The following is a 13,617-nucleotide window of genomic DNA, read 5'->3' on the forward strand; positions in this document are numbered from 1 at the left end:
ATTCTACACGTTTGTTGTTTGTTTTGCTTGCTTTGTTCAGTTTTCAAAGGTCTACGTTGTTGCTTTGTCAACAACTCTTATATCTTATCAGATTGAGCAGTTGCTGTCAACTACTTTTTTATCTTTATTTAAAAACTCATGAATAAGATATTGCACTGTATCAACAGCGACTTGAACATCTTACCAAACATTCGTTATGTTTGTCAATCGTTTTTTATAAAAAACTTAAAAAATATAGCTGAGATAAATAACCACTTTTTCAATCCCAATACCTAATAATATACCAACTTTCAATTGCTACGTCAACTACAAAAAGCCTATTATATCAACGTTTTGATTTAACCCTTTTCATGCGAAGGCTCTAGGCTCATTATGAGCGTTAACATAACTTAAAAACGGATTATATGTCATTATAACATCCTAATGTTCGTCAAAAAGTAAAGTTCATCGACCACGACAACTATTGATTCCTCAGTTTTCCTAAAGAATGAAGTTTATTTTATCTATTTTTTGATTTTTTTGATAATATGAGGATAGATAAAACTACTAGGAGGCTACGTTATGAAAATTTTAGTTGCAGATGATGATAAAGAAATTGTTGAATTATTAAGTATCTATCTCCAAAATGAGGGCTACGAACCCGTAAAAGCTTACAATGGTCAAGAAGCTTTAAATACTGTACGGTCCACACCTGAATTAGGATTACTTATTCTAGACATCATGATGCCAGAGTTAGACGGCATGCAAGTTGTTAAAACTCTTCGTAAAGAAGATTCTCAGATTCCTATTATTATGTTAACTGCAAAAACAACTGATATGGATAAAATCAAAGGGCTTGTAGCTGGTGCAGATGATTACGTCACAAAACCTTTCAATCCATTAGAAGTTATGGCTCGTGTGAAATCACTATTACGCAGAACAAAAATGTCTTCAGAACAAAATCAACCAGAGATTTTAGAAGTTGGTTCATTAATTATCAATCGTGACTCACATGAGGTTACGACTGTTGATGGTGTTGCCATTCAATTAACTGCTCTTGAATTCGGGATTTTATACTTACTTGCTTCACATACAAGCCGCGTATTTAGCGCAGACGAAATTTTTGAACGCGTTTGGAAACAAGAAAGTGTTGTTTCTGCTAAAACCGTCATGGTTCACGTGAGCCATCTACGCGATAAAATTGAAGAGGCAACTGGTGGCGAGAAAATCATTCAAACAGTTTGGGGAGTTGGATATAAAATCGATGCCAAATAACAGCTTTGAAAACAAGAAACGAATTACACTGACTTCTAGAGAAATTAGCGAATTGTTTGCAGAAGGAATCATTACAATTATTTTACTACTATTAATTAACGTTTCGATCATTGTTTTGTTTTCTTCTATTATAAATAGTTCTCCCTCTCTAAATGATGCGATTTTTGAATCACGTAATAGTTTTGTACGTAATTTTAATTCAACAATCTTTTTAAGCGGTAAAAGTATCTTACTTCCTCTCTTCTTACTATTAGATGCTTTCATTCTCTCATGGCGAATTATTCGTCGCTACCGTCAAATGCAATTGCGTCATATCATTTCGGAATTGCATTACATTGCTGAAGGCAATTACGATCACCGGATTCCTTTTGAATTACGTGGTGATTTAAATCGGGTAGTCTCAAGTATTAATGGTCTCGTCGACAGTACTGTGGCGGCTATTGAAGAAGAGCGTCGTATTGAACAATCAAAAGACGAGCTAATTACCAATGTCAGTCATGATATTCGCACACCATTAACGTCTATTATTGGTTATCTAGGTTTAATTGAAGACCGGCAATATCATTCAAAAGAAGATTTATTAAAATATACGCATATCGCGTACGTTAAGGCGAAGCAAATGAAATCTTTAGTCGAAGATCTCTTTGAATATACAAAAGTTCGACAACCTGATACACCAATTAGCACAACCACCTTTGATATGGTCCAACTCTTAGAACAATTAGCGATTGAGTTTGAGTTGGAAGCTTCTCGTAAATCTGTAGAAATTCAAGTTCAGTCCGATTGTCCACAAATTTTAATGACAGGTGATACCGATAAATTGGTACGGGTGTTTAATAATTTAATTACTAATGCGTTAAAATATGGGAAAAATGCAACCTTAATTATGATTACAATTGAAAAAATCGGGACAGAAGTTGTTGTGTCCGTTAAAAATAATGGAAAAATGATTCCAAAGCATGCTTTAGATGCCCTTTTCAATCGTTTTTACCGCGTGGAAGAGTCTCGCTCACAAGAAACAGGTGGGTCTGGCTTAGGTTTGGCCATTGCTCAAAGTATTATTGCCCTTCATGGTGGCTATATTTATGCCAAGTCGAATCAACAATGGACATCCTTTATCATCCATTTACCACTTGGTATTCGACAGAAAAGTCAAATTATTGATTAATAGTTGACGAAAGGTTGGTTTTCCGCTATGCTAAAACAAAATATATCTATTAAGCAGAGAATCTAGTATGTGTTTCTTCTATATAAGTAGAGAGCTGATGGTTGGTGAGAATCAGTATAGTTAAACACAGAATCCAATTCTTTTATTGCTTCTTTTGAAAGAAAGACCTACTCTTTGGTTACAAGAGATACAAGGGCGACAGTTTGTCGAACTTGGGTGGTACCGCGAATAATCTATTTCGTCCCAAGCTATTAGCGTGGGATGGAATAGTTTTTTTATTTTATTTACTATATATAGGAGGGTATAAAAATGTTAGATATGAAAATGATTCGCCAAAATTCTGATTTCGTTCAACAAAAATTACAATCTCGTGGTGTAAAGGCGGATGTTTTAAAAAAGTTTATTAGTCTAGATGAACAACGTCGTGCGCTACTCGTTCAGACTGAGGAACAAAAAAAATACCGCAATGATGTTTCTGGTGAAATCGCACAGTTAAAACGTGAAAAATTAGATGCTTCTGAAAAAATCAACGAAATGAAAGTCGTTGGTGAAAAGATTAAAGAAATCGATCAACAAATTCTAACAATCGATGCACAACTGCAAGAAATTGCAACGACTCTACCGAACTTGCCGCATGATAGTGTGCCATTAGGTGCAGATGAAGAAGATAATGTCGAAATCCGTCGTTGGGACACACCAAGAGACTTTGATTTTGAACCGAAACCTCATTGGGAAGTCGCAGAAAACTTAGATATTTTAGATTTCGAACGCGGTGCAAAAGTTTCTGGTAGCCGCTTTGTTTTCTACAAAGGCGCTGGAGCACGGTTAGAAAGAGCTTTATACAACTTTATGCTTGATCAACACGTTGATGAGCACGGTTATACAGAAATGTTAACGCCTTATGCTGTTAACAGCCAAGCAATGTTTGGAACCGGTCAATTTCCAAAATTTAAAGAAGATGTCTTCCAATTAGCGGACACAGACTTAACACTAATTCCAACCGCTGAAGTGCCTTTGACAAATTATCATAGTCAAGAAATTTTAGACGAAAAAGACTTACCGATTTATTTCACCGCTTTGAGTCCAGCTTTTCGTTCAGAAGCTGGTAGCGCAGGACGTGACACTCGTGGTTTGATTCGTTTACATCAGTTTAATAAAGTGGAAATGGTGAAACTAAGTAAAAGTGAAACGTCTTATGATGAACTAGAAAAAATGACAGCTGATGCCGAAAGTATTTTACAAAAATTAAAATTACCTTATCGTGTGTTGGCACTTTCAACTGGCGATATGGGCTTCTCAGCAGCTAAGACATATGACCTTGAGGTTTGGATTCCAGCACAAGACACTTACCGTGAAATTAGCTCATGTTCAAACTGTGAGGACTTCCAAGCGCGTCGTGCCATGATTCGTTACCGTGATGCAGATGGAAAAATCCAATACGCCCATACATTAAATGGTTCTGGCCTAGCAGTTGGTCGTACAGTTGCAGCTATTCTTGAAAACTACCAAAACGAAGACGGCAGCGTTACTATCCCTGAAGTACTTGTTCCTTATATGGGCGGTATGACTAAAATCGAAAAATAAATCTATTGGCTTTTAGCAGTCTAAAAAACTTCTTCAGATAAAAAAACTGAAGAAGTTTTTTTAAATTTTGATTACGTTTAATTGAGAAAATATATTAATAATGTTACATTATTAACAACTATGTACAAAGTCGAGGTGCTCCAATGAACGAACAAAAACCAATTCAATCACGAAGCGAGCTTCGCGCTCTTCAAAAGAAAAAAAGTGGCTCAAAATGGCTTTTCCGTATTGGAATCCCGCTATTTCTACTACTGATCACTCTTACAGCAGGATTTTTTGTTAAGCATTTTTTTGAACAGCAAGCGCTAAAAGATAGAATTGCTAGCGAAAAACAAGCGCTAATTGCGAGTACTCAAAAATTACAAGCTCAAAGCGGCTTTGAAACAACAGAAGAGATTCACGAAAAAAGAAATATCACTGAAATCATTTACCAACCAAAAGAAGACAAAGGCTTTCCAATTCCCAATTTTAATGAGAAATCAAAAAAAATGATTGAGCAAATTGCCGATAAACAAAAAGCAAAACATCCTACTGTTTTAATTGCCGGGTTGGGTACAGAAAGTTTTACAGAACAACTGGGCGCCTATCATATAAAAGTTGACACTTATCAATGGCAAGTCGATAAAAATAATTTTGATAAAGTGGCCACCGAAAAAGGGGCACCAATGTATATGAATCAAAAAACAGGTAAACCGGTCACAAGTAAAGAATTAATTGCAGAAGAAGCCAATTTATTAGGTATTCACCAAGTTATTCAGCAACAAATTTTAGATGAAGCGAAAGAACCTAAAAAGATTATCGATGCGGTCTTAAACCTACCAATTATTAATTGGGAATCAAAAATAACTTATACACCCGATGAACTAAAAATAACACTGCCAAAAAATGATACCGGCGTTTCTAAAATCACTTTACCTTACGATAAAATTCGACCATTTATTCAAAATGATTTAGTCAATCCAGCCGCTTTTAAAGAAGAAGCGCCTGCTCTTGACCCGAATAAAAAATATATTGCATTAACCTTTGATGACGGCCCTAGTGCCGCAACCACACCACAAGTTCTTAAAGTATTAGCTGAGAAAGACGTCAAAGCGACTTTCTTCTTATTAGGACAAAATGCGAGAGAATATCCAGAAATCGTGAATCAAATTCAAAAGGATGAACATGAAATAGCAAGCCATTCATACTCTCATCCACAGTTAACTGCCTTAACTGCAGAACAAGTCGTCAGAGAGGTCCGTGATACAGATAAAGCGATTTTCAATGCCACGGGAATTTTACCACGCACCTTTCGCCCACCCTATGGTGCGGTTAATCCCGATGTCGCTAAACAAATCGGAAAACCTGTTATCCAATGGAACATTGATTCTTTAGACTGGCAAACAAAAAATACCAAGTCTGTCATTCAAATGGTAAATCAAACCTCGCATCCTGGCGGAATTGTATTAATGCATGATATTCAAGAAGCAACAGCCGATGCTTTAGCCACTGTCATTGACAACCTTAAAGCGCAAGACTATGAATTTTTAACGATTGAAGAAATGTTCCAATTCAGCGAACGTCCACTCTATCAATATTTTAGCCTTAATGACTCTCGAAAAGTTTAAACGAAAAAAGACTGGAAAAACGTGCCTAAGAGGCAGTGTTCCAGTCTTTTTTATCATATGATTATAGCTTAAAACTATAGCTAGCTGATATTAATAAGTATAACTTCTTTTAGGGTTTATTTGGTATGCTAATGCTATCAAATTATTGCAACTATATTGGAGGGTATTACTATGGCTAAAGAACGGTTCCAACTCGTTGGGTCTTTACTACGACCAACTAATTTATTAGACTATAAAAATAAAATTGAAGTACGCGATGATATTCAATATCCATTTTATAATGATTTCATCGGGTATCAAGAAACCGAAACTGCTGAAATTGCTAAGATTATTGAAAAACAAATTACGGAAGAGATTCCTGTAATTACCGATGGTGAATACTCTCGATCAATGTGGCATTTAGATTTTGTTTGGGGTTTTGAAGGCATTGAACGCTTTATTGCAGATAGCGGGTACACTTTCCAAGATTTCGATGGTGGTATTTACGAAACACGTAAAGACATTGGCATTCGAATTACCGCACCTCTTTCAGGTAAAAATCATCACTTCATTACTTTATACAAACAATTGAAAGCACAGACCAAGGATCATCCTATTAAAATCACGGTTTGGGGTGCGGCTCATGCCTATACTGAATTAGCAATTATGAACCAAATTTACGGTGAAGAACAAGTTTACAAAACACAAGATGCCTTAAAAGAAGGTTTAATCCAAGCTTACAAAGAATTTTTAGTCGAATACAAAGAAGCTGGCGGTCAAATCATTCAATTTGACGACTGTTTATGGGAATTATTTTCCGAGGATAATGAACAAAGCTTCTTCACTGCTGGAAACAATGGTTTAGAAGAGTTGGCAGATGCTTTTATCGCAATCAATAACAATATAGCTGATTTTGCGCATGAACTTGGATTAAAAGTTTGGACGCATAATTGTCGCGGAAATTATGAAAGTCGGCATGCGGCTAGCGGTAGTTATGAATCAATTGCCGAAAAATTCTTACGTGATCAACGGTATGACCGTTTCTTCTTAGAATGGGATGATGAACGCGCAGGTGAACTTTCCGCTCTTTCTGTTTTAAAGGACCGTCCAGAAGTTGAAGTTGTACTCGGACTTCTTTCCAGTAAAACTGCCCATTTAGATGATGAAGAACGTGTTTATCAACTGCTTGAAAAAGCGAGCGATGTTTTACCAAAAGAGCGTTTATTCTTATCACACCAATGCGGTTTTGCTTCTTGTGATGGTGGAAATGAGCTATCCATTGACCAACAATGGGCTAAAATTAACCAAGGTCAGGCAATCGCTAAGAAGTTTTGGCAATAAAAAAAATTAAAAAAACGCCAAGCAGAGACTATCAAAGTCTTTGATTGACGTTTTTTTGCTTATTAATCATTCCAGAATGCTTATTTTATAGCCTCTTATTTAAACGGCATAAATAAATCAGCTACTCTGAAATAAGATCTTCTGGAAAAAAGTGAATAACACACTTTCTTTCCAGAAGATTTCTTATTTATCGTAGCTGAACAATGTATTTATAGCCTCTTGTTTAAACAGCATAAAATAAGCAGGATTTCGGTAATAAGCCGAAATTTTTTCAAAAGAAAAAAACTCTTTTGAACAATTTCTTGCTTATTACTCAATCCTAGACGCTTATTTTATAGCCTCTTAGTCTTAAACGGCATTTCTGAAGCAATGACTCGGTGATAAGCCAGATTCTTTCGAAAGTAAAGTACACTTTCAAACGATTCTTTACTTATCACTCGTCATTAGACACTTCAGAGATAGCCTCTTATTGCACGGAGTAGTTTGGTGCTTCTTTGGTAATTTGGACGTCATGTGGATGAGACTCTTTTAGTCCGTTGCCACTCATTTGAATAAATTGTGCTTCATCACGTAATTGTTTTAAGTTTGCTGCACCAACGTAACCCATACCTGATTTTAAGCCACCAATCATTTGGAATAAGATGTCTGCGGCACTTCCTTTGTACGCAACACGACCTTCGATTCCTTCTGGAACTAATTTGTTGGCTTCATTGACGCCACCTTGGAAGTAACGATCGCTTGAACCTTTCTCCATTGCGCCAAGTGAACCCATTCCGCGGTATGTTTTAAAACGACGGCCTTGGTAAATTTCAAATTCACCTGGTGATTCGTCGGTTCCTGCTAACATACTACCTAACATTACCGCAAATCCACCGGCAGCTAATGCTTTAACGATATCACCTGAGTATTTGATTCCGCCATCAGCGATAATGCCTTTGCCATATTGACGTGCAACGGAAGCAGCGTCATAGATTGCTGTTAATTGTGGTACACCCACTCCTGCAACGACACGGGTTGTACAAATTGAACCTGGTCCAATCCCAACTTTCACTACATCAACGCCTGCATCATATAACGCTTTTGTTCCTTCAGCTGTCGCAACGTTACCGGCAATCAAGGTAGCTTCTGGGAATTTTTCACGAATTTCTTTGATTTTACGTAACACACCCGCACTGTGACCATGTGCAGTATCAATTACAATCGCATCGGCCCCTGCTTCTAATAATGCCGCTGCACGTTCAAAACTATCACTTGTCACACCAACTGCTGCTGCGACTAATAGACGGCCATGTTCATCTTTCGCTGCATTTGGAAATTCGATTACTTTTTCAATATCTTTAATCGTAATTAAACCACTTAAACGACCTTCTGCATCAACGATTGGTAATTTTTCAATTTTATGTTTTTGTAATGTTTTTTCTGCTTCTTTCAAAGAAGTACCAACGGGTGCTGTCACCAAATTTTCTTTGGTCATCACTTCGTTAATTTCAATATTATAATCTGTTACAAAGCGGACATCACGGTTTGTAATAATTCCGACTAATTTACGATTTTCTAATGTATCAACAATTGGCACACCACTAATACGGTAAGTTGCCATTAATTTTTCAGCGTCCGCCACTAAATGTGTTGGTGTTAAGAAAAACGGATCAATAATAACGCCACTTTCTGAACGTTTTACTTTACGAACTTCATCGGCTTGTTGCTGTGTACTCATATTTTTATGAATCACGCCTAAACCACCTTGACGTGCCATTGCAATCGCCATTTTGCTGTCAGTTACTGTATCCATACTGGCACTAATAATCGGAATATTTAATTTGATATTTTTTGCTAATTGCACACTCATATCGACATCGTTTGGTAACACGTGACTTTCTGCTGGAATTAATAAAACATCATCAAACGTTAACCCTTTTTTTACAAATTTCGTTTCCCAGTTGGACATTGCTGTAACCACTCCTCAAATTATTTGTTTTTTTGTATTGTTATAGAAAATAGCAAAAATCTGATTGTCTGTCAACTATCCGTTTCCGAATATTAAAGAAAACTCATTATTTTCAAGTGTTATGAAACAAAAAGACGAAGATTCAAAAAAGAACCCGAACATTATCCGATGAATTTTTACATTCATTCGATTAACATTCGAGTTATCTGAAAATTATTTTTTCGGAGCTTCGCCTTTAGGTAAAGCCAAACTGCCGACAATATTGTATTTTTTCTTTAAGTAGTAACGCACACCAAAAGCTGCCGCACCAATTAATAGTAAACCAACTGGTGGTAAAATCACATTAATTACCGGTGGGATTAATGCAGAGAATCCAATTAAAGTAATCCAAGCTAAAAAGGCTCCAGCTAAAATTAAAATAATTTTCCACATTTTTAAACGTTCGCTTTTATCTGCACCTGGTTTTTCGAAGCGGTAAACGTATTTATACATTAAGTAAAATACCCAACCACCGATTGCTGCCATTAAGAAGAGTGTAATTACGCCATAAACTTGGACCGCGTCTTTCATTAATAAGCCCATTGTTCCTAGCATTAAACCAAAGACAGCTAAAATTAAAAGCGCATTATCAAGCCACATGAAGAATGGTGTTGTTTCTTTCTTTTCTTCCGGTTTATTTAAAATCGCTTCTGTTCGTTCCGAAACGGTTCCAAATAATTGACGAGCAGTTTTCCCACTTTTTTGCTCTTGAACAAGCACTGGTAAAATATCGTGCAAAGCAATGGCTTTTTCTTCTTCCGATAAATTCGCCGCATCTAATGATTTTTTTAAATCAAAGATGTATTGTTGATTTTTATTCGTTAATTGCTTTTCTAATTCGCGGTTTTCTGAAACATAATCTCGAATTGTTTCTGTTTCCATCTTTTGATAGCCCCCTTTTTAAATGACGTTCCGACTAACGCGTTGCAGAACTGTTTTACACGTTAAAACGAAACAGCATAACATCGCCATCTTGCACAATGTATTCTTTTCCTTCTAAACGAACACGGCCAGCTTCTTTAGCTGCTTGCATCGTCCCATAATGACTTAAATCATCAAATGAAACGGTTTCTGCACGGATAAAACCACGTTCGAAATCGGTATGAATAATTCCAGCTGCTTGAGGTGCTTTAATCCCTTGTTTGAAAGTCCAAGCACGAACTTCTTGTTCGCCAGCGGTAAAGTAAGTTGCTAAACCCAGTAAATGATAGGCTTTACGAATTAATTGATCTAAACCAGATTCTTCTAAGCCCAATGCTTCTAAAAATTCTAATTTGTCTTCATCATCTAATTCTGCAATTTCTTCTTCTGCACGGGCACTAACAACTACGACTTCCGCATGTTCACTCGCTGCAAATTCACGAACTTGCTTCACATATTCGTTACTCTCTGCATCAGCCACTTCATCTTCACTGACGTTAGCAATGTAAAGAACGGGTTTTGTCGTTAATAAGAAAAGTGATTTAACCATTTTTTCTTCATCTTCCGTAAATTCAATTGAACGTGCTGACAGACCTTCTTCTAAAACGGGTTTAATTTTATCCAAAATTGCTAATTCTGCTAATGCATCTTTGTCTTTTGTACGAGCAATCTTTGAGACTCTTTGATGACGCTTCACAACAGAATCTAAGTCTGCTAAAACAAGTTCTAAGTTAATTGTATCAATATCTGCTAACGGGTCCACACGGCCTTCTACGTGCGTAATATTGTCATCGTCAAAACAACGAACAACATGGCAAATCGCATCCACTTGGCGGATATGACTTAAAAATTGATTTCCTAGTCCTTCTCCTTGACTTGCACCTTTTACGATTCCCGCAATATCAGTAAATTCAAAAGTAGTTGGAACGGTTTTCTTTGGTTTCACTAACTCGGTTAAACGTTGTAAACGAGCATCTGGTACTTCAACCATTCCTACGTTTGGATCAATTGTCGCGAATGGATAGTTTGCGGCTTCTACACCCGCTTTTGTAATTGCATTGAATAAAGTTGATTTTCCAACGTTTGGTAAACCAACGATTCCTGCTGTTAATGCCATCTCTGATTCCTCTTTCTATTCTGGATTACTTTTTTCTAAAATCTTTTTCATTTTTTTCTCAAATTCTCGTCGTGGCATCATGACCATTTGACCACAAGCAAGGCATTTAATCTTGATGTCGGCACCCATGCGAATAATCTCCCAACGGTTTGTTTGACAGGCATGCGGTTTTTTCATCTCAACAATATCTCTCAAATCATACATTGTAGTCAGCTCCTTTGGTTATTATGCTTCATCGAATGTAATATTCAATAAATCTAAGATGCGGGTGAGATCGCTTTGCGACAAGTACTCAATCTCAATCTTTCCTTTGCCTTTTTTCTCATTGATTTCAACACTTGTACCTAATTTATCCATCAAGCGGTCTTCACTCTCACGTAAATAGTAAGGTTTTTCTTGAATAATACGTGAAATCTTTTTCTTTGACTTGTCTTCATTCATCTCTGCAACAAGTTGTTCCAATTGACGAACAGTCAAGTTTTCTTTGACACATCGATTAGCTAATTTTAGCATTTCTTCTTTGTTTTTTAAACCTAATAACGTACGGGCTTGCCCCATTGATAAACGTTCATCTTGTAACATTTCTTTAGCCAATTGTGGCAACGTTAATAAACGCAAATAATTGGCAATGTACGGGCGACTCTTACCTAAGCGCGTCGCAACTTCAACTTGTGTTAATTTCAAATTATCCATCAACATCTTATAGGCTTCCGCTTCTTCTAGAGGGTTGAGGTCTTCTCGTTGCAAGTTTTCTAAAACTGCGACTTGCATCATCGCTTCTTCATCAAAGTCACGGATAATTGCTGGGATTGTTTCTTTTTTAGCTAGCTTTGATGCACGGAAACGACGCTCGCCGGCAATAATTTCATAGCCTTTAACCGCGGATTTACGGACAATTATCGGTTGAAAAACACCCGAGTGAGCAATTGAACTTGCTAATTCTTTCAACGAGGTCTCATCAAAGGTTTTTCGTGGTTGATATGGATTTGGACGCAACTCATTGAGCGAAATGTCAACTACGGTTTCCGTTTGAACATCGACCTCTTCTAGACTTGCTAAATCTTGAAACAACGCATCGATACCTTTACCTAAAATTTTTCCTTTATTTTTCACGCGCTAACACTTCCTTTGCTAGTGCTTGATACACTTCCGCTCCTTTTGAACGAATGTCATAGTCAATAATCGACATGCCATGACTTGGCGCTTCTGATAAACGTACGTTACGCGGTATAATTGTTTCATAAACTTTTTCTTGGAAATAGCGACGAACTTCCTCAACTACTTCTGCACCCAAGTTGGTACGCGCATCGTACATTGTCAATAAGACACCTTCAATTTCCAGTTCTGGGTTAAAGTGCTTTTGAACAAGACGAACGGTATTTAGCAATTGACTTAGTCCTTCTAACGCATAGTATTCACATTGAACGGGTATTAGGATGGAATCACTCGCCGTAAAGGAATTAATTGTTAAATGACCTAGTGATGGTGGACAGTCAATTAAGATGTAGTCATACTGATCTTTGACTTCATTTAATGCCAACTTTAAACGCGATTCACGTGCCATCATAGATGTTAATTCAATTTCAGCACCAGCTAGTTGTAACGTTGCTGGTACAATATCTAGGCCTTCTCTTGAACTTGGAACAATCGCTTCTTGAATCGGTACTTCATTGACTAAGACATCATAAATATCTTTTGTCACATCGGGCTTACGAATCCCCATCCCACTTGTCGCATTACCTTGTGCATCAATATCAACAAGTAAAATTTTCTTTCCCATAAATGCTAAACTCGAACCTAAGTTAACAGTCGTAGTTGTTTTACCTACGCCACCTTTTTGATTTGCAACTGAAATGATGCGGGCCATAAATTGTCCTCCTATACTATCGGTTGTTTGTTTGGTAACCCTGGTTTTCTCGGATATTTTTTCGGTGTCTCTTTTTTCTTCTCAATCACTAAAACATGACGCTCATCGCCAATGATTGGTAAGAAACTAACTTTATCTTCAATAAACTTACCTCCCAGCAAACGAATTGCTGGTTGCGCTTCTTGTAATTCTTCTTCACTTTTAGCCGCTTTGAGTGCAAAAAATGAACCTTTTTTCTTAACTAAAGGTAAGCAAAGCTCAGTTAAGACGTTCAAACGCGCGACTGCACGCGCCGTCACGTAATCATAACTTTCACGGTGCTCTTTTGATTGCGCAAAAGTTTCCGCACGATCATGAAATAACGAGACGCCTTGTAAGCCGAGTTCACTCACTAAATTCGTTAAAAAAGTAATCCGTTTATTTAATGAATCAACAATTGATACTTGTAATGTCGGAAAGACAATTTTTAATGGAATACTGGGAAAACCTGCACCTGAACCTACATCACATAAAGACGCTTCAGTATTAAAATCGACAACTAATGCCAACATAATTGAATCATAAAAATGCTTCAAATACACTTCGCGTTTTTCCGTAATTGCCGTCAAATTCATCTTTTCGTTCCACGACACTAACAACTCAAAATATTTCTCAAATTGTCCAAGCTGCTTTTCACTCAGTACAATCCCTTGCTCTTCTAATTTTTCTTTGAATTCTTCAGGTAACATCGCTTATTTCCTTTCTTCTTCGTGAAACAGAAAAATGTTTCACAGATCCGTTATTACTTTAACG

General features: G+C 36.9%; 12 protein-coding genes and 1 other annotated feature. Of the genes, 5 read left to right on the forward strand and 7 right to left on the reverse strand.

Annotation, left to right across the window (positions count from 1 at the left end; translation table 11 throughout):
• Positions 1-561: 561 nt before the first annotated feature.
• From croR to ACFO3L_RS08380, 5 genes are all read left to right on the forward strand, one after another.
• Positions 562-1,254: a response regulator transcription factor CroR gene (gene croR / locus ACFO3L_RS08360; protein ID WP_379965896.1), complete on the forward strand. Its 693-nt coding sequence runs from the start codon at positions 562-564 to the stop codon at positions 1,252-1,254.
• On the forward strand, positions 1,244-2,422 hold the full coding sequence (locus ACFO3L_RS08365) for a sensor histidine kinase (RefSeq protein WP_379966236.1): 1,179 nt from the start codon (positions 1,244-1,246) through the stop codon (positions 2,420-2,422). Before croR ends, ACFO3L_RS08365 begins: the two co-directional genes overlap by 11 nt.
• Positions 2,423-2,464: 42 nt before the next feature.
• Positions 2,465-2,671 (forward strand) — a binding site (T-box leader).
• Between the two features lie 60 nt (positions 2,672-2,731).
• Complete coding sequence (gene serS, locus ACFO3L_RS08370) at positions 2,732-4,006, forward strand: serine--tRNA ligase (protein ID WP_379965899.1); 1,275 nt, start codon at positions 2,732-2,734, stop codon at positions 4,004-4,006.
• A 143-nt stretch (positions 4,007-4,149) separates the two neighbouring features.
• Entirely contained in the window at positions 4,150-5,613 is a 1,464-nt protein-coding gene (locus tag ACFO3L_RS08375; RefSeq protein WP_379965902.1) for a polysaccharide deacetylase family protein, read from the forward strand.
• A gap of 171 nt (positions 5,614-5,784) precedes the next feature.
• Positions 5,785-6,933, forward strand: a complete 1,149-nt coding sequence (locus ACFO3L_RS08380; protein WP_379965905.1) for a cobalamin-independent methionine synthase II family protein — start codon at positions 5,785-5,787, stop codon at positions 6,931-6,933.
• A gap of 466 nt (positions 6,934-7,399) precedes the next feature.
• Here ACFO3L_RS08380 and guaB read toward each other — a convergent pair whose 3' ends face one another.
• From guaB to rsmG, 7 genes are all read right to left on the reverse strand, one after another.
• Positions 7,400-8,881, reverse strand: coding sequence for an IMP dehydrogenase (guaB, locus tag ACFO3L_RS08385; RefSeq protein ID WP_379965908.1), 1,482 nt, complete (start codon positions 8,879-8,881; stop codon positions 7,400-7,402).
• A gap of 213 nt (positions 8,882-9,094) precedes the next feature.
• Complete coding sequence (locus ACFO3L_RS08390; protein ID WP_379965911.1) at positions 9,095-9,802, reverse strand: DUF1129 domain-containing protein; 708 nt, start codon at positions 9,800-9,802, stop codon at positions 9,095-9,097.
• A gap of 55 nt (positions 9,803-9,857) precedes the next feature.
• Positions 9,858-10,958, reverse strand: a complete 1,101-nt coding sequence (ychF, locus tag ACFO3L_RS08395) for a redox-regulated ATPase YchF (protein ID WP_379965914.1) — start codon at positions 10,956-10,958, stop codon at positions 9,858-9,860.
• A gap of 15 nt (positions 10,959-10,973) precedes the next feature.
• Positions 10,974-11,162, reverse strand: a complete 189-nt coding sequence (locus ACFO3L_RS08400; RefSeq protein ID WP_379965917.1) for a DUF951 domain-containing protein — start codon at positions 11,160-11,162, stop codon at positions 10,974-10,976.
• Between the two features lie 21 nt (positions 11,163-11,183).
• Positions 11,184-12,071 (reverse strand): ParB/RepB/Spo0J family partition protein, encoded by an 888-nt coding sequence (locus tag ACFO3L_RS08405; protein ID WP_379965920.1) that lies wholly within the window; start codon positions 12,069-12,071, stop codon positions 11,184-11,186.
• Complete coding sequence (locus ACFO3L_RS08410; protein WP_379965923.1) at positions 12,061-12,825, reverse strand: ParA family protein; 765 nt, start codon at positions 12,823-12,825, stop codon at positions 12,061-12,063. The genes ACFO3L_RS08405 and ACFO3L_RS08410 overlap by 11 nt, the downstream gene beginning before the upstream one ends.
• A gap of 11 nt (positions 12,826-12,836) precedes the next feature.
• Positions 12,837-13,553, reverse strand: a complete 717-nt coding sequence (rsmG, locus tag ACFO3L_RS08415) for a 16S rRNA (guanine(527)-N(7))-methyltransferase RsmG (RefSeq protein ID WP_379965926.1) — start codon at positions 13,551-13,553, stop codon at positions 12,837-12,839.
• Positions 13,554-13,617 lie beyond the last annotated feature (64 nt).

It is taken from the genome of Enterococcus eurekensis, from assembly GCF_042654605.1.
GTDB classification, from domain to species: Bacteria; Bacillota; Bacilli; order Lactobacillales; family Enterococcaceae; genus Enterococcus_I; species Enterococcus_I eurekensis.